Annotated in this window: 15 protein-coding genes; 12 read left to right on the top strand and 3 right to left on the bottom strand. The window is 66.9% G+C overall.

What is annotated here, in order from left to right; all coding sequences use genetic code 11:
• The first annotated feature begins 103 nt into the window (after window positions 1–103).
• From asnS to MG068_RS13510, 12 genes are all read left to right on the top strand, one after another.
• A complete protein-coding gene (gene asnS / locus MG068_RS13455) occupies window positions 104–1,498 on the top strand; it encodes an asparagine--tRNA ligase (protein ID WP_132810457.1) in 1,395 nt (464 codons plus the stop codon).
• Between the two features lie 30 nt (window positions 1,499–1,528).
• Window positions 1,529–1,828, top strand: coding sequence for a hypothetical protein (locus MG068_RS13460; protein ID WP_005417403.1), 300 nt, complete (start codon window positions 1,529–1,531; stop codon window positions 1,826–1,828).
• A gap of 7 nt (window positions 1,829–1,835) precedes the next feature.
• Complete coding sequence (locus MG068_RS13465) at window positions 1,836–2,150, top strand: hypothetical protein (protein WP_006453002.1); 315 nt, start codon at window positions 1,836–1,838, stop codon at window positions 2,148–2,150.
• A 7-nt stretch (window positions 2,151–2,157) separates the two neighbouring features.
• On the top strand, window positions 2,158–2,796 hold the full coding sequence (locus tag MG068_RS13470; protein ID WP_132810458.1) for an FMN-binding negative transcriptional regulator: 639 nt from the start codon (window positions 2,158–2,160) through the stop codon (window positions 2,794–2,796).
• A 72-nt stretch (window positions 2,797–2,868) separates the two neighbouring features.
• A complete protein-coding gene (gene can, locus MG068_RS13475; RefSeq protein WP_132810459.1) occupies window positions 2,869–3,531 on the top strand; it encodes a carbonate dehydratase in 663 nt (220 codons plus the stop codon).
• A gap of 19 nt (window positions 3,532–3,550) precedes the next feature.
• Window positions 3,551–4,072, top strand: a complete 522-nt coding sequence (locus MG068_RS13480; protein ID WP_132810460.1) for a 3-hydroxyanthranilate 3,4-dioxygenase — start codon at window positions 3,551–3,553, stop codon at window positions 4,070–4,072.
• Window positions 4,073–4,275: 203 nt separating this feature from the next.
• Window positions 4,276–5,550: a kynureninase gene (gene kynU / locus MG068_RS13485; protein WP_032127677.1), complete on the top strand. Its 1,275-nt coding sequence runs from the start codon at window positions 4,276–4,278 to the stop codon at window positions 5,548–5,550.
• A gap of 31 nt (window positions 5,551–5,581) precedes the next feature.
• Window positions 5,582–6,949 carry an FAD-dependent oxidoreductase gene (locus tag MG068_RS13490; protein WP_132810461.1) on the top strand — a complete coding sequence of 456 codons (1,368 nt, stop codon included), beginning with the start codon at window positions 5,582–5,584 and terminating at the stop codon, window positions 6,947–6,949.
• Window positions 6,949–8,388 (top strand): exodeoxyribonuclease I, encoded by a 1,440-nt coding sequence (gene sbcB, locus MG068_RS13495; protein WP_132810462.1) that lies wholly within the window; start codon window positions 6,949–6,951, stop codon window positions 8,386–8,388. Before MG068_RS13490 ends, sbcB begins: the two co-directional genes overlap by 1 nt.
• Window positions 8,385–9,071 (top strand): DUF2461 domain-containing protein, encoded by a 687-nt coding sequence (locus MG068_RS13500; RefSeq protein WP_032127674.1) that lies wholly within the window; start codon window positions 8,385–8,387, stop codon window positions 9,069–9,071. Before sbcB ends, MG068_RS13500 begins: the two co-directional genes overlap by 4 nt.
• Window positions 9,071–10,051 (top strand): aldo/keto reductase, encoded by a 981-nt coding sequence (locus MG068_RS13505; protein WP_049422074.1) that lies wholly within the window; start codon window positions 9,071–9,073, stop codon window positions 10,049–10,051. The genes MG068_RS13500 and MG068_RS13505 overlap by 1 nt, the downstream gene beginning before the upstream one ends.
• 42 nt (window positions 10,052–10,093) lie before the next feature.
• Complete coding sequence (locus MG068_RS13510) at window positions 10,094–10,645, top strand: DUF2939 domain-containing protein (RefSeq protein WP_132810463.1); 552 nt, start codon at window positions 10,094–10,096, stop codon at window positions 10,643–10,645.
• Window positions 10,646–10,774: 129 nt separating this feature from the next.
• Here MG068_RS13510 and MG068_RS13515 read toward each other — a convergent pair whose 3' ends face one another.
• The 3 genes from MG068_RS13515 to MG068_RS13525 form a co-directional block, all read right to left on the bottom strand.
• Window positions 10,775–11,719: a 5'-nucleotidase gene (locus MG068_RS13515; protein WP_005417414.1), complete on the bottom strand. Its 945-nt coding sequence runs from the start codon at window positions 11,717–11,719 to the stop codon at window positions 10,775–10,777.
• Window positions 11,720–11,766: 47 nt separating this feature from the next.
• Entirely contained in the window at window positions 11,767–12,540 is a 774-nt protein-coding gene (locus MG068_RS13520; RefSeq protein ID WP_006376667.1) for an NAD kinase, read from the bottom strand.
• A gap of 208 nt (window positions 12,541–12,748) precedes the next feature.
• Entirely contained in the window at window positions 12,749–17,725 is a 4,977-nt protein-coding gene (locus tag MG068_RS13525) for an NAD-glutamate dehydrogenase (protein WP_132810464.1), read from the bottom strand.
• Window positions 17,726–17,729: the final 4 nt, after the last annotated feature.

A 17,729-nucleotide genomic window follows, 5' to 3' on the forward strand; every position in this document is an offset into this window, starting at 1 on the left:
ATTATAAGGAGCCGTTGCCACGAAAAATGCCTCGCAAGCAGAACGCTGCAACCGGTAAACTCCCGTGTTCACAGATCGAGTCGATCAGCAGAGGATTCAAGTCATGACGGTGGTCAGCGTTGAACATGCGCTTGCCGGGAAGATCCCGGAAGGCGGCGAAGTCACGGTACGCGGATGGGTGCGCACGGTGCGCGGTTCAGCGAATCTGGCTTTCGTGAATGTGAGCGACGGCTCCTGCTTCGCGCCGATCCAGGTCGTGGCCGGCGACAGCCTGGCCAACTTCGATGAGATCAAGCGCCTGACCAGCGGCTGCTCGGTCATCGCCACCGGCACCCTGGTGAAGTCGCAGGGCAAGGGCCAGTCATTCGAGATCCAGGCCAGCACGCTGAACGTGGTCGGCTGGGTCGAAGACCCGCTCACCTACCCGATCCAGCCCAAGCCGATGTCGCCGGAGTTCCTGCGCGAAGTGGCGCACCTGCGCCCTCGCACCAACCTGTTCGGCGCGGTCACCCGCATCCGCAACTGCCTGGCCCAGGCCGTGCACCGTTTCTTCCACGAGAACGGCTTCAACTGGATCAGCACCCCGATCATCACCACCTCCGACGCCGAAGGCGCCGGCCAGATGTTCCGCGTGTCCACCCTGGACATGGTGAACCTGCCGCGTGACGAAAAGGGCGCGATCGACTTCAGCCGCGACTTCTTCGGCAAGGAAACTTTCCTGACCGTGTCCGGCCAGCTGAACGTCGAGGCCTACTGCCTGGCGCTGAGCAAGGTCTACACCTTCGGCCCGACCTTCCGCGCCGAGAACAGCCACACCACCCGCCACCTGGCGGAGTTCTGGATGATCGAACCGGAAATCGCCTTCGCCGACCTGGCCGAAGACGCGCGCCTGGCCGAAGAGTTCCTGAAGTACCTGTTCCGCGCGGTGCTGAACGAGCGTGGCGACGACCTGGCCTTCATCGCCGAGCGCGTGGACAAGAACGCGATCACCAAGCTGGAAGACTTCATCAATGCGCCGTTCGAGCGCATCGACTACACCGATGCGGTCAGCCTGCTGCAGAAGTCCGGCAGGAAGTTCGACTTCCCGGTCGAATGGGGCCTGGACCTGCAGACCGAGCACGAGCGCTGGCTGACCGAAGAACACGTCGGCCGCCCGGTGGTGGTGACCAACTATCCGGAGCACATCAAGGCCTTCTACATGCGCCTGAACGACGACGGCAAGACCGTTGCCGCGATGGACGTGCTGGCCCCGGGCATCGGCGAGATCATCGGCGGCAGCCAGCGCGAAGAGCGCCTGGACGTGCTGGACGCGCGCATGGCCCAGTTCGGCCTGGATCGTGAGCACTACAGCTGGTATCGCGATTTCCGCCGCTATGGTTCGGTGCCGCACGCCGGCTTCGGCCTGGGCTTCGAGCGCCTGGTGGTCTACGTCTGTGGCCTGTCCAACATCCGCGATGCGATCCCCTACCCGCGCGCCCCGGGCAGCGCGGACTTCTAAGCCCCACACGACCACGGAGGTACCGCTCCCATGACCCTGTTCTTCGCCCTCTGTTTCGTCGGCGTTGCAGTGGCCGGGTTCAGTGCCTTCGTGATCTTCTGGCCGCTGACCCTGGTGCACGTACGCGACCGCCATCCGGCGCTCGCCGAGCGCTTCGGCAGCGGCGCCTTCCTCAAGCCCGATGCCCTGGCCTGGCTGCTGCGCCGTGACTATCGCCAGCAGCCGGACCGCTCGCTGTCCGGGCTGGCGACGCCGGCCTGGGTATCGCTGCTGACCCTGCTGGCCGGACTGGGCATGGCCGCCCTGCTCTGGCTGGCCTCGCTCTGGTAACACATCCATGAATGACATCACCGCCTCGCGCGACAGCTGGTGGCTGGCCAGCCTCGGCAACACCCTGATCTGGGCGCGCCTGCGCGTGCGCCCGGCCGGCACCGCCGAAGTGCTCGACAGCGACGGCAACACGCTGAGCTATGACAGCGAAGACACCGCGCGTTCGCAGCTGTTCGACGCCGAATTCGTCGAGTACGACGGCCTGGACGAGGAAGACGCGCTGGTGCGCGGCTTCAGCCTGCACGAAGTGCAGCCGCCGCAGGCCGACAGCGACGAGGGCCTGCGCGGCCGCATGATCCAGTCGCTGGGCGGGCGCGCCTGACCCCTGCATGTTCACCCCGCGCGCCTTCGCCGAGACCGATCTGCTCTGGCTGGACCGCCTGCTGGCGCGCGACCCGTTCGTTACCGTGCTCACGCCCGGCAGCGATGGCCTGCCGGAGCTGACCCGGATGCCGGTGCTGTACCGGCGTGACGGCGACCAGATCGAACTGCGCGGCCACTGGGCGCGCGCCAACCCGCAGTCGCGCCACCGCGGCGCGGCCAAGGTACTGATCGATGGTCCGCATGGCTACGTCTCGGCCAGCTGGTATCCGGACAAGGAACCCGCTGCGCGGGTACCCACCTGGAACTACGCCGCCGCCGAGCTGCGTGGCCAGCTGCAGACCTTCGACGACACCGAGGCGCTGGCCGAACTGGTCGGCGCGATCAGCGATCGCTTCGAATCCAGTGTCGGCCAGGCCTGGCAGTTCGATGCCACGCGTGCCGAACATGGCCCGGAGCTGCGTGCCATCGTCGGCTTCCGTTTCCAGGTCGAACAGGTGCAGCTGAAGCTCAAGCTGAGCCAGAACCATCCCGATGCCAACCAGCGCGCCGTGATCGCCGAGCTGGAACAGCTGGGCACCCCCGCTTCCACCGAGTTGGCGCAGTGGATGCGCTGGCACCGCGAACAGGCCGCCCGCAGCGACTGAACGCCCCAGATTCCCGCAGCGCCGCAGCCGGATGGTTGCGGCGCGCCCCCACCCGACGCCAGGGACCCATACATGAAAGACATCCACAAACTGCTGCAGAACAACCGCGACTGGGCCGACCGCATCGAGAAGGAAGACCCCGAGTTCTTCCACCAGCTGGCCAAGCAGCAGCACCCCGAATACCTGTGGATCGGCTGTTCCGATTCGCGCGTGCCGGCCAACCAGATCATCGGCATGGCCCCGGGTGAAGTGTTCGTGCACCGCAACGTCGCCAACGTGGTCGCCCACACCGACCTGAACTGCCTGAGCGTGGTGCAGTACGCGGTGGACCAGCTGAAGGTGAAGCACATCCTGATCGTCGGCCACTACGGCTGCGGCGGCGTGCATGCCTGCCTGCACAACACCCGCGTCGGCCTGGCCGACAACTGGCTGCGCCACGTTGGCGACGTGATGCAGAAGCACACCGGCATCCTTGATGCGATCGAGACCGACGAGTTCAAGCACGCACGCCTGTGCGAACTGAACGTGATCGAGCAGGTGGCCAACCTGTGCCGCTCGACCATCGTGCAGGACGCCTGGGCCCGCGGCCAGAAGCTGATGGTGCACGGCTGGGTCTACAGCCTGAAGGACGGGCGCGTGCGCGAGATGGGCATCGACGTCGGTTCGCAGGAAGAGCTGCAGCCCGCCTATGAAAAGGCCCTGTCCTACGTCCCGCGCAAGGGCAAGCGCGACTGATCCCTTACGGATGACCACCATGCTCGCTTCGCCGATCAACCTGCACGCCTGGATCGAAGAAAACCGCCACCTGCTGAAGCCGCCGGTGGGCAACAAGATGATCGACAACGGCGACTTCATCGTGATGGTGGTGGGCGGGCCGAACTCGCGTACCGACTTCCACTACGACGAAGGCCCGGAGTGGTTCTACCAGCTCGAAGGCGAGATGGTGCTGAAGGTGCAGGAAGACGGCGCGGTGCGCGACATTCCGATCCGCGCCGGCGAGATCTTCCTGCTGCCGGCAAAGGTTCCGCACTCGCCGCGGCGCCCGCCCGGTGGTATCGGTCTGGTGGTCGAGCGCAAGCGCCTGCCGCACGAGATGGACGGCGTGATCTGGCACTGCGAGCGCTGCAACCACAAGCTGCACGAAGAGTATTTCCCGCTGCAGAACATCGAAACCGACCTGCCCAAGGTGTTTGCGCGCTATCACGCCAGCCTGGAACTGCGTACCTGCAGCCAGTGCGGGCACGTGGACCCGCTGCCGGCGCCAGCGGTCGGCTGAGCCTCGAACGGTAGTCGCCCACCCTGGTGGGCGCATGCTCGCTCCCGCTCTGGTAGTTGCCCACCTTGGTGGGCGCTTGCTTGTACGTGCGCCAACCAAGGTTGGCGGCAACCGGGTCATGCGGCGCTGGCGTTGGGTTGGCAGCTACCGGGCCATGCCCCAGGCGCTACACTGGCGGTCCCGTTGCAGCCTGTTGCCCGACCATGTCCGACCTGCTCAGCCGCACCCACGCCATTGCCCTGGACGCCGCCGATCCGCTGCGCCCGCTGCGCAATGAATTCCTGATTCCGCGCCATGGCGGCGGCGAGCAGACCTACTTCGTCGGCAACTCGCTGGGCCTGCAGCCGCGTGGCGCGCAGGCGGCCGTGCAGGAAGTGATGAAGCAGTGGGGCGAGCTGGCGGTGGAAGGCCACTTCACCGGCCCGACACAGTGGCTGTCCTACCACCGCCTGGTGAGCGCGCAGCTGGCCCGCGTGGTCGGTGCGCTGCCCAGCGAGGTAGTTGCAATGAACACGCTGAGCGTGAACCTGCACCTGATGATGGTCAGCTTCTACCGGCCCACGGCCGAGCGCCCGGTGATCCTGATGGAAGCCGGCGCATTCCCGACCGATCGCCACGCGGTGGAAGCACAGATCCGCTTCCATGGCTTCGACCCGGCCGAGTGCCTGGTGGAAGTGCAGCCGGACGAGGCCAACGGCACGATTTCACTGACCGCGATCGAGCATGCCATCGCCGAGCACGGTTCACGCCTGGCGCTGGTGCTGTGGCCTGGCGTGCAGTACCGCACCGGCCAGGCCTTCGACCTCGATGCGATCACCCGCGCCGCACGTCTGCAGGGCGCGCGTATCGGCTTCGACCTGGCACACTCGGTCGGCAACCTGCCGCTGCGCCTGCATGACGTGGCCCCTGATTTCGCCGTGTGGTGCCACTACAAGTACCTCAACAGCGGCCCGGGCGCGGTGGCCGGCGCGTTCGTGCATGAGCGCCATCACCGCGACACCAGCCTGCCGCGCTTTGCCGGCTGGTGGGGCCATGAGGAATCCACCCGCTTCCAGATGGCGCCGCAGTTCACCCCGGCCATCGGTGCCGAAGGCTGGCAGCTGAGCAATCCGCCAATCCTCGGCCTGGCGCCGCTGCGCGCCTCGCTGGACCTGTTCGAGCGCGCCGGCATGGAGGCGCTGCGCAGCAAGTCGCTGGCACTGACCGGCATGCTCGAAGCACTGGTGCGTGCACGCCTGTCCGGCGTGCTCGACATCATCACCCCGGCCGAGCCGCAGCGCCGTGGCTGCCAGCTGTCATTGCGTGTGATCGGTGGCCGCGAGCGCGGCCGTGCGCTGTTCGAGCATCTGCGCGGTATCGGTGTGCTCGGCGACTGGCGCGAGCCCGACGTGATCCGCATCTCGCCCACGCCGCTCTACAACCGCTACCTGGACGTGCACCACTTCGTCGAGGAAGTGGAAGCCTGGGCCGGCCTCTAAGCCGGCCCCTCCCCTACTGCTGGACAGTTCGTTGATCGCACACGCTTCCCGCTCGTTGAGCATTATCGGTGCCGGCCTTGCCGGGTCCCTGCTGGCCATCCTGCTGTCACGCCAGGGCTGGCGCATCACCTTGTACGAACGCCGCGGCGATCCACGCGTGGCCGACTACGAGAGCGGCCGCTCGATCAACCTGGCGTTGGCCGAGCGTGGGCGCAACGCACTGCGTCAGGCGGGCGTCGAGGACGAAGTGATGGCGCGCGCGGTGATGATGCGCGGCCGCATGGTGCATCCACGCGACGGCGAGCCGCAGCTGCAGCGCTACGGTCGCGACGACAGCGAAGTGATCTGGTCGATCCACCGCAGTGATCTGAATACCACGCTGCTGGAGCTGGCCGAACAGGCCGGCGCCACCGTGCACTTCCATCGCCGCCTGCACACCGTCGATTTCGATGCGGGTTACGCACGCTTCATCGATGACCGTGACGACAGCCCGCACGACATCCGTTTCGACACCCTGATCGGTGCCGACGGTGCCGGTTCGGCACTGCGTGCGGCGATGAACCGGCGCGCGCCGCTGGGTGAGGACATCGCCTTCCTCGACCACTCCTACAAGGAGCTGGAGATCCCGCCGGCTGCCGATGGCAGCTTCCGCATCGAGCGCAATGCACTGCACATCTGGCCGCGCGGCCACTACATGTGCATCGCCCTGCCCAACCACGAAGGCACCTTCACCGTCACCCTGTTCCTGCCCAACCAGGGCGATCCCAGCTTCGCCACGGTCAACACCGGCGCGCAGGCCGAGGCGCTGTTCGCGCGCGAGTTCGTCGACACCCTGCCGTTGATCCCGAACCTGCGCGCGGACTGGGAGCAGCATCCGCCGGGCCTGCTTGGCACGCTCACTCTGGAACGCTGGCACCAGCAGGGCCGCGCCGTGCTGATCGGCGACGCCGCGCATGCGATGGTGCCGTTCCATGGCCAGGGTATGAACTGCGCGTTCGAGGACTGCGTTGCGCTGGCCCGTCACCTGATGGAGGCCGATGATCTGGAAGGTGCGTTCGCCGCGTTCGAAGCCGAGCGCAAGCCAAATGCGCGCGCAATCCAGCAGATGGCGCTGGAGAACTACCTGGAGATGCGCGACCGCGTGGCCGATCCCGCCTTCCTGCTGCAGCGCGAGCTGGAACAGGAACTGCAGCGGCGCTGGCCGACCCGCTTCGTACCGCACTACACGATGGTCACTTTCCTGCACACGCCGTACGCCGAGGCGCTGCGCCGCACCGAACTGCAGCGCGACATGCTGGTGGCCGCCACCGCCGGTCACGATTCACTGGACAACATCGACTGGACCGCACTGGAAGCACAGATCCACGCGCAGCTGCCGGTCTTGGAGGGGGCGCACTGATGGCTGACAGCTTCCTGTTCTACGACCTGGAAACCTTCGGCCAGGACCCGCGGCGCACGCGCATCTCGCAGTACGCCGCGATCCGTACCGACGCCGATCTCAACGAAATCGACACGCCGGTCAGTTTCTTCGTGCGCCCGGCCGATGACCTGCTGCCCTCGCCGATGGCCACCCTGGTCACCGGCATCACCCCGCAGCAGGCACTGGCCGAGGGCATCAGCGAAGCCGAGGCCTTCGATCGCATCAACGAGCAGCTGTCGCGCCCCGGCACCTGTGCGCTGGGCTACAACACGCTGCGCTTCGACGATGAGTTCGTCCGCTACGGCCTGTTCCGCAACTTCCACGACCCGTACGAACGCGAGTGGCGCAACGGCAATTCGCGCTGGGACCTGCTGGACATGCTGCGGCTGATGCGCGCGATGCGCCCGGAGGGTATCCAGTGGCCGCTGCGCGAGGATGGCGCCACCTCGTTCAAGCTCGAGCACCTGGCCGAGGCCAACAACGTGCGCGAAGGCGATGCGCACGAAGCGCTGTCCGACGTACGCGCCACCATCGGCATGGCACGCCTGTTCAAGCAGTCGCAGCCACGGCTGTGGGAGTACGCGCTGAAGCTGCGCGACAAACGCTTCGTCGGCAGCCTGCTGGACGTGGCCGCGATGAAGCCGGTACTGCACATTTCCATGCGCTACCCGGCCAGTCGCCTGTGCGCGGCCCCGGTGCTGCCGCTGGCCGCGCACCCGACCATCAACAACCGGGTGATCGTGTTCGACCTGGAAGGCGAGATCGACGATCTGCTGGAACTGCCGGCCGAGGTGATCGCACAGCGCCTGTACATGCGCGCCAGCGAGCTGCCCGAAGGCGTGGCGCGGGTGCCGCTGAAGGAAGTGCACCTGAACAAGGTGCCCGCGCTGATCGCCTGGAACCACCTGCGCGCCGATGACCACGCGCGCCTCGGCCTGGACGTGGCCGCGATCGAGGCCAAGGTGGAACGCCTGCGCGCGTTCGCCCCGCAGCTGGCCGAGAAGGCCCGGCAGGTCTACAACCAGCCCCGCGCCGCCACCGTGGCCGATGTCGATGCCTCGCTCTACGACGGCTTCCTCGGCAATGGCGACAAGCCGCTGCTTGCGCTGGCACGCACCACCGCGCCGGAGCAGCTGGCCGCACTGGAAGGCCGCTTCCGCGACCCGCGCCTGCCGGAGCTGCTGTTCCGTTACCGCGCGCGCAATCATCCCGACAGCCTCGCACCGGCTGAACGCCAGCGCTGGCAGGATTACCGCCGCCAGCGCCTGCTCGGGGACGGAGGGCTGGGCGAACTCAACCTGCCCCAGTACCAGCAGCAGCTCGATGCACTGGCCGCCGAAGCGCCCGACGACACGCGGCGCCAGGCCCTGCTGCAATCGCTGCGCGACTGGGGCCAGCACCTGCAGGAGACCTTGTGAGTACCTATTTCTCGGACGCCAGCTTCAAGTTCCTGCGCAGCCTGGCGCGGCATAACGACAAGGCATGGTTCAACGACCACCGCCAGCAGTACGAAGACCACGTGCGGCAGCCGTTCCTGCGCCTGCTGGGCGACCTTCAGCCGGCGCTGGCCGAGGTCAGCGACCACTTCCGCGCCGATACCCGCGGCGTCGGCGGCTCGCTGTTCCGCATCCATCGCGACGCGCGCTTCTCCAACGACAAATCCCCGTACAAGACCTGGCAGGGTGCACGCCTGTTCCATGAGCGCCGCCGCGAAGTAGCCGCGCCCTCGTTCTACGTGCACCTGCAGCCCGGCGAGAGCTTCGTCGGTGCCGGCCTGTGGCATCCGGAACCGGAGACCCAGCGCCGCGTGCGCCACTTCATCCTCGACAACCCGGGCAGCTGGAAGGCCGCAGCGCATGCACCGGCCCTGCGCAAGCGCTTCGACTTCGAAGAGAGCGAGAAGCTGGTGCGTCCGCCGCGCGGCTTCCCGGCCGACTTCGAATTCATCGACGACCTCAAGCACCGCAACTGGGTGATGTGGCGCTCGCTGGACGACGCCACCATGACCGGCCCGCGCCTGCTGTCCACGCTGGGCAAGGACCTGGCCGCGCTCGGCCCGTTCGTCGACTACCTGTGCGCGGCGCTGGACCTGGAATTCTGATGCCGTTGGCACAGCAACGCCGCACGCTGGGCCGCACCGGCCTGGCGGTTTCGCCGGTGGGCCTGGGCTGCTCCGGCTTCTGGGGGCATCGCCGCTTCCCGGAACAGTCGGCCGCGCACGTGGTCGAGCATGCACTGGCACAGGGCGTGAACCTGTTGGACACCGGCCACAACTATTCCGGTTTCCACGCCGAGCCGCGGCTGGGCCGCATCCTGCGCCCGTTGCTGAAGCGATACCCGCGCGAGTCGCTGGTGATTTCCAGCAAGGGCGGCACACTGACCGGCCAGGCCGGCGTCAGCGGCGCCGAGCAACGCAATTTCTCGCCGGCAGCCATCACTGCCAGCTGCGAGGCCTCGCTGCGCAACCTCGGCCTGGATTACTTGGATATCTACCAGCTGCACGGTGCCAGCCAGCACGACATCAACGATGACCTGCTGGCCGCGCTGCAACGCCTGCGCGAACGCGGGCTGATCCGGCACACCGGCATCAATACGCACACGGCATCGACTCTGCGCTGGATGATCGACCATCCCACGCTGTTCGACGTGGTGCTTCTGGACTACAACGCCCTGCAGCAGGACCGTGAACCCCTCATCGACCAGTTGCACGCAGTGGGCATCGGCGTACTGGCCGGCACAGTGCTGGCGCAGGGCCATCTGCTGCCACCACGCCCGCGCCTGCCACGACCGGCGGATGCCTGGTACCTGGCCAGGGCTTGGCTAAAACCGAGCAGCCGCACACTGATGCACAGCGCACGCAACATGCGGAAGACGCTGGCCGCCATCCGCAGCCAGCGCCCCGCCCAGACCGCCTTTGCCTACGCCCTGGGCCATCCCGGCGTGGCCAGTGGCATCCTGGGTACCACCCGCACCGCCAGCCTGGAAGAAGTACTGGCAACGCGGCTTGAGGCACTGACCGCAGCCGAACGCCAGCAGCTGGTGGACGCCTTCGGTGATGGCCGCGGATCTCCCAGTCATTGAGTCTTCACCCCATGCTGCTGCGGTTGCGGCAGTCTGGGCGGCATGAAGAAACTCACCGCACTCGTTGGGCTGTTGGTCCTGGCCTTGGCCGCATGGTGGTTCGGCGGCCCGTACATGACCGTCAATGGCCTGTCCAAGGCCATCGAGCAACGCGACACCGCGCGCCTGGAGCGTTACGTCGATTTCCCGCGCGTGCGCAGCAGCCTGCGCGCGCAGCTCAATGACTATCTGGTGCGCCAAGCCGGCCCGGATGTGGCGGCCAGCCCGTTCGGTGCCCTGCTGTACGGGCTGGGCGACCAGCTTGGTGGTGCCGCGGTGGACACCATGGTGACCCCGACCGGGATCGGCGCGATGCTGCAGGGTCACGTGCTGTGGAAGCGCGGCCGCAATGAACTGCAGGGCGGCGATGCCTTCGGCGCGACCGAACCCGCGCGGCCGCTGAAGCATGCCGAACATCATTTCGAAGCGCTGGACCGCTTCGTGATCGATGTCGATCGCGGCCCCGGCCAGCCGCCGTTGAAGGTGGTGCTGGAACCGCAGGGCCTGCGCTGGAAGGTGGTGGACCTGCAGCTGGGGATGTCGGGCAGCCCGTGACCGGACCCGTGGCCTGACGGCAATGCCAACCAAGGTTGGCGACTACCGGGGTACAGCGCTCTGGTAGATGCCCACCTTGGTGGGCATGCATCCAGAACAGCGCCAACCAAGGTTGGCAACTACCAGACCCTATCCTTCGTTGGCAACGCCATGCGGTACGTGGCCGGCGGCTACATGCTCTCGGGCGCTGTCGATGTTGTGCTGCGAATCATCGAAGAAGATGTCGGCGCCGAACGCCTGCAGGAACGGGCCCTTGTGGCGGCCACCGAGGAACAGCGCTTCGTCCAGGCGCACACCCCACTCACGCAGGGTGCGGATCACCCGTTCGTGCGCAGGTGCCGAACGCGCGGTCACCAGTGCGGTGCGGATCGGTGCACTGTCTCCGGCCGGGAACACTTCCTGCAGCGTGTGCAGCGCCGACAGGAAGCCACGGAACGGCCCGCCGCTGAGCGGCTCTCGGGCGCGCTCGCGTTCGTGGCGGCCAAAGGCTTCCACGCCCTGCTCGCGCGAAATGCGCTCACTCTCGTCGCCGAAGATCACGGCGTCACCGTCAAAGGCGATGCGCAGCTGACCGGCCGGGCGACCGGTATCGATCTGGTCGGCCGCCGCGGCGGCGGTTTCTCCAGGCGGCTTGGGCAGGATGGTCGCCGCCGCGATGCCATGGCGCAGCGCGCTGCGCACCGATTCCGGGTTGGCCGACAGGAACAGGTCGGTGCCGAACGGCTTCACGTACGGCCAGGTCGGCTCGCCGGCGGTGAACGTCGCACGGATGATGCCCAGGCCGTAGTGCTGGATCGAATTGAAGATGCGCAGGCCGGTATCGGCCGAATTGCGCGACAGCAGGATCACCTCGACCCGCGGATTCTCCGGGCTGGCGCCCTGGTTCAGCGCCAGCAACTTGCGCACCACCGGGAAGGCCACGCCGGGCCCGAGGATATCGTCCTCGTGCTGGCGCTGGAATTCGGCATAGGCCGCCACGCCATCGCTCTCGAACAGCGCATGGCTTTCCTCGAGGTCGAACAAGGCGCGCGAGGTCACCGCGACGGTCAGCAAACGGGGGGAGTTGTCGCCCATCGGTGGGGGTCCTTCAAGCGGTCGGCGCGGCCGGCCGCCTATTGTCGTCAAAAAACGAACTGTTCGCTCAGGATCCGGTCTTCCAGGTTGTGCTCCGGGTCGAACAGCAGGGTCACGCGGCGGTCCTTCGACTCGCGGATGGTCACCTCGACCACGTCGCGGGTCTCGTGCGAATCCGCTGTGACGCTGACCGGGCGCTTGTACGGATCGAGCACGCGGAAACGCACTTCGGTGTCGGCCTTGAGAATCGCCCCGCGCCAGCGTCGCGGCCGGTACGGGGCCAACGGCGTCAGCGCGATGGTATGCGAGCCCAGCGGCAGCACAGGACCGTGTGCGGAATAGTTGTAGGCGGTGCTGCCGGCCGGGGTGGCCACCAGCACGCCGTCACCGATCAGTTCGGCCACGCGTTCCTGACCGTTGAGGTCGATGCCGATATGCGCGGCCTGCCGGGTCTGGCGCAGCAGCGACACATCGTTGTAGGCCAGCGAGCCGGTACTGGTGCCCGACTCGGTCAACGCCACCATTTCCAGCGGGCGCAGGTTGGCCGGTTCGGCACGGGCAATGCGCGCCTGCACGTCGTCGTCGCCACGGTACTGGTTCATCAGGAAGCCGACGGTGCCCAGCTTCATGCCGAACACCGGCTTGCCCAGGTGCCCGTGCCGGTGCAGGGTCTGCAGCATGAAACCGTCGCCGCCCAGCGGGCACAGCACGTCCGCCTGCTCCGGCGCGTGATCGCCATAGCGCGAGACCATCGCGGCGCGGGCCATCTGCGCGGGCTCGGTGGTGCTGGCCAGGAAAGCGATGCGGGGGGTGTCGCTCATCGGTGGATCCGGGTGGGTGTGCCAGCAAGAGCATACCCGGTAGTGCCGGCCGCTGGCCGGCAACCGCCTATCTGCGGGGAGGTCCATGGGGTTGCCGGCCAGCGGCCGGCACTACCCGTCCCAGGCATGCGCCGCAAAACAAAACGGCCCCGCTTTCGCGGGGCCGTTCTGTTCTACACGTGTCGGGCGTGGCCCGGCGTTACATCACTTACGCACCATGCGCGGCCAGCTGGCCCAGGCGCTGCACCGCGACCGAGACGGTCGGGTAGTCCAGGGTCTTCTGCTCGGCCAGTTCGGCCAGCATCGCCAGGGTGAAGCGCAGGCTGTTGTCGTCGCGACCCATCCAGGCCGCCACCTTCGCTTCAGCACTGCTGCCCTTGGTGCCCAGCACCTGGCCCGCTAGGTTGCGGTGGTTGGCGGCCAGCTCGTCACGCAGCACGCCACGTGCCACGGCGTGCCAACGGCCATTAACCTCCAGCGCGTCGACCTGCTCGAACAGCCACGGCAGCTGCAGGGCATCGCCCAGGCGGAAGTGGACCTTGGACACGTCCACCGGCTTCAGCTTGCGGGTACGGGCCAGTTCGATGATGTCGAACGCCGGCTCCAGGAAGTGCAGTTCGGCCAGCTGCTGCGCCAGTGCGGACGGCAGGCCCTTTTCCTTCCACTCGGCCACCAGGGCTTCGTAGGTCGGACGCTGCGAATCCGGCAGCACACCCGAGGCAACACGGATGTCGTTGAACGGACCCTGGTAGCGGTTGACCGCTTCGGTGATGCCCGGCATCGCGCCCGGGCGCGACAGCAGCCAGCGCACGAACGAGCGCTGCAGCTTCCAGATCACTTCCAGCGCGTCGATCTGCACCGACTCCGGCACCTTGCCGTCGAGCGCATCGATCTGCGCCCACAGCGCGCGTGCATCCAGCGTTTCGCGGCTGATGGTGTAGGCCTTGGCGACCTCGGCGATGGAACGGCCGGTGTCTTCCTGCATGCGCATCAGGAAGGTGGCGCCCATGCGGTTGATGGTCTGGTTGGTCACGGCCGTGGCGATGATTTCGCGCTTCAGGCGGTGACGCTCCATTGCGTCGGCGTACTTCTTCTGCAGCGGGGTCGGGAAGTAGCGCTGCAGCTCCTTGGACAGGTACGGATCTTCCGGAATGTCCGAATCCAGCAGCTGGGCGAACGCCACCAGCTTGGAGTAGGACAGCAGCACCGACAGCTCCGGACGGGTCAGGCCCTGGCCGCGTGCCTTGCGCTGCGACAGCTCGGCATCGGACGGCAGGAATTCGATCTGGCGATCGAGCAGGCCCTGCTGTTCAAGCGTACGGATGAAGTGCTGCTTGGAACCCAGGCGCTTGACTGCCATCCGCTCCATCAGGCTCAGCGCCTGGTTCTGGCGGTAGTTGTCGTTGAGCACCAGCTCGGCGACTTCATCGGTCATCGAGGCCAACAGCTTGTTGCGCTGCTCGACGGTCAACTTCTTGGCCCGCACCACATCGTTGAGCAGGATCTTGATGTTGACTTCATGGTCGGAGGTGTCGACACCGGCCGAGTTGTCGATGAAGTCGGTGTTGAGCAGCACGCCGGCCTGGGCGGCTTCGATGCGGCCCAGCTGGGTCATGCCCAGGTTGCCGCCCTCGCCCACCACCTTGCAGCGCAGCTCGCCACCGTTCACGCGCAGGGCGTTGTTGGCGCGGTCGCCGACATCGCTGTGCTGCTCGCTGGCAGCCTTCACGTAGGTACCGATGCCGCCGTTCCACAGCAGGTCGACCGGTGCCTTCAGGATCGCGCTCATCAGATCGTTCGGCGACAGCGCCTTGACGTTGTCATCCAGGCCCAGCGCTTCACGCACCTGCGGGGTGATCTCGATCGACTTCAGGCTGCGCGGGTACACGCCGCCGCCCTTGCTGATCAGCTTGGCGTCGTAGTCCGCCCAGCTCGAACGCGGCACGGTGAACAGGCGCTCACGTTCGACGAACGTGGTGGCCGCATCCGGGTTCGGGTCCAGGAAGATGTGGCGGTGGTCGAAGGCAGCGACCAGGCGGATGTGGCGCGACAACAGCATGCCGTTGCCGAACACGTCGCCGGACATGTCGCCGACGCCGACCGCAGTGAAGTCCTGGGTCTGGCTGTCACGGCCCAGCGCACGGAAGTGGCGCTTGACCGATTCCCACGCACCGCGTGCGGTGATGCCCATGCCCTTGTGGTCATAGCCAACCGAACCACCGGAGGCGAACGCATCGCCCATCCAGAAGCCGTGCGCGATGGCCAGGCCGTTGGCGATGTCGGAGAAGGTTGCGGTGCCCTTGTCGGCGGCCACCACCAGGTACGGATCGTCCATGTCGTGGCGCACGACATCCACCGGCGGCACGATCTTGTTGTTGACGATGTTGTCGGTGATGTCCAGCAGGCCCTGGATGAACAGCTTGTAGCAGGCCACGCCGTTGGCGAAGATCGCGTCGCGGTCGCCGTTCACCGGCGGGGTCTTGGCGAAGAAGCCGCCCTTCGCGCCGACCGGCACGATCACGGTGTTCTTGACCATCTGTGCCTTGACCAGGCCCAGCACTTCGGTACGGAAGTCTTCGCGACGATCCGACCAGCGCAGGCCACCACGGGCGACCGCGCCGAAGCGCAGGTGGGTACCTTCCACGCGCGGGCCGTAGACGAAGATCTCGCGGTACGGGCGCGGCTTCGGCAGGTCCGGCACCAGCGCCGAATCGAACTTGAAGCTGATGACATGGCCGTGCTGGCCGTTGGCATCGGTCTGGTAGTAGCTGGTACGCAGGGTCGCGTCGATCACGCCCATGAACGAGCGCAGGATGCGGTCCTCGTCCAGGCTGGACACGCGGTCCATCAGCTTCAGCAGCGCATCGCGCGCGGCCTGCATCTGCGCGTCGCGGTCACCCTTGCGGGCGTCGACCACGGTCTTGAGCACCTTCAGGGTGGCGTCGTCGCCAGCGGCCAGTACATCGAAGTGCGCCTTCAGCTGGGCCTGGCCGGCAGCGATGTCGTCCTTGCCTTCGTGGCCGGTGGCCGGATCGAAGCGGGCTTCGAACAGCTCGACCAGCAGGCGGGCCAGCAGCGGGTAGCGCGCGAAGGTGCCTTCCACGTAGGCCTGCGAGAACGGCACGCCGGTCTGCAGCAGGTACTTGCAGTAGCCACGCAGCATGGCGACCTGGCGCCAGTGCAGGCCGGCAGCCAGCACCAGGCGGTTGAAGCCGTCGTTCTCGGCATCGCCGTGCCAGACGCGGGCGAAGGTCTCGCCGAAGGCTTCATCGACGCTGGCGGCATCGATCGCGCCGGCGGTCGACTCGACCTCGAAGTCCTGCACATACACCGGGGCGTTGTCGACCGACAGGCGGTACGGACGCTCGGCGATCACGCGCAGGCCCATGTTTTCCATCATCGGCAGCGCGTCCGACAGCGGAATGTCGTCCAGCTGGCGATACAGCTTCAGGCGCAGGCCATCGCCGCTTTCGCGCGGCACGGCCTGCAGGCTCAGGCGCAGGTCGTCCGGGCCGGTCAGGGCGTCGAGCTGGCTGACATCGTTGGCGGCAACGGCGGTGCTGTTGTCTTCGATGTAGCCGGCCGGCAGTGCCTTGCCGATGCGGGCAGCGATGCGCAGGCCTTCGGTTTCGCCGTGGCGGGTCACCAGCGCTTCGCGCAGGTCGTCCTGCCAGTTGCGCAGCACCTGGGCCAGCTTCTGCTCCAGTTCGGCGGTATCGACGTCCAGCATTTCGCCCGGCTTGGGGCGCACGATCAGGTGCACCTGGGCCAGCGGCGATTCGCCCAGCACCACCGAGCTGTCCACGTACTCGCCGTGCAGCGCGTCCTTCAGCATCGCTTCGATGCGCAGGCGCACGTCGGTGTTGAAGCGCTCACGCGGCAGGTAGACCAGCGCGGAGATGAAACGGCTGTACTTGTCGCGGCGCAGGAACAGGCGGCTGCGCACGCGCTCCTGCAGGCCCAGCACGCCCATGGCAGTGCGGAACAGTTCGTCCTCGCTGGACTGGAACAGTTCTTCGCGCGGCAGGGTTTCCAGGATGTGGCGCAGGGCCTTGCCGCTGTGGCTGGCCGAGGCCAGGCCCGACTGCTTCATCACGTGCTCGTGGCGCTGGCGCACCAGCGGGATTTCCCACGGGCGACGGTTGTAGGCACTGGAAGTGAACAGGCCGAGGAAGCGCTGCTCGCCGATGATCTTGCCCTTGGCGTCGAATTCCAGCACGCCGATGTAGTCCATGTAGCCGGCGCGGTGCACGCGCGAACGGGCATTGGTCTTGGTCAGGATCAGCGCGTCCTTCAGCCCGGACGTGGTGTTCAGGCCCTGCGCGGCCAGGGTCTTGACCGGACGGGCGGCGGACTTGTCCTTGCCGCGCATCAGGCCCAGGCCGGTGTCGTTCAGCGGCGCCAGCACCTCTTCCTTGCCCTGCTTCTCGACGCGGTACTCGCGGTAGCCGAAGAAGGTGAAGTGGTTGTCGGCGGCCCAGCGCAGGAATTCCTGTGCTTCCTTGCGCGACGCGTCGTCGACCGGCAGCTGGCGGCTGCCCAGGTCGTCGGCCAGCGCCAGCGCCTTGTCCTTCATCGGCTGCCAGTCGCGCACGATCGCACGCACTTCGTCCAGCGCCTTGCTGATGGCCTGCTCGATGGCCGCCATGGCTTCGGCCGGCTGGCGGTCGATCTCCAGCAGCATCACCGACTCGGCATCACCCTCGCCGACCTTGACCAGCTTGCCGGCCTTGTCGCGGGTGAAGCGCAGCACCGGGTGGCCCAGCACGTGGACGCCCACGCCCTGTTCGGCCAGCGACATGGTGACGGTGTCGACCAGGAACGGCATGTCGTCGTTGACGATCTGCAGCACGGTGTGCGGCGATTCCCAACCGTTGGCCTTCGCGGTCGGATTGAACACGCGGACGTTGGCCTTGCCGGCCTTGCGGGCACGGGCGAATTCCAGCGTCTCAGCCGCGAGAGCGGCCCACTCTTCAGCGCTGTGGTGCGGGAACTCGTCCGACTCCATGCGCTTGTAGAAGTCAGTGGCGAAGGCCACCGCTTCGGCCTGTGCGGCCGCGGGGTAACGCTTGCGCAATGCCGTGTACACCGGCTCCAGGGAGAAACCAGCGGTCACTGCGACCTCCGACTCTGCTGGTTTGGTCTTGTTTTTCACGGTCTTGGCTGCGGTTTTTTGCGGTTTCATGGCA

The sequence above is a fragment of the Stenotrophomonas sp. ASS1 genome, from assembly GCF_004346925.1.
GTDB lineage: Bacteria > Pseudomonadota > Gammaproteobacteria > Xanthomonadales > Xanthomonadaceae > Stenotrophomonas > Stenotrophomonas maltophilia_A.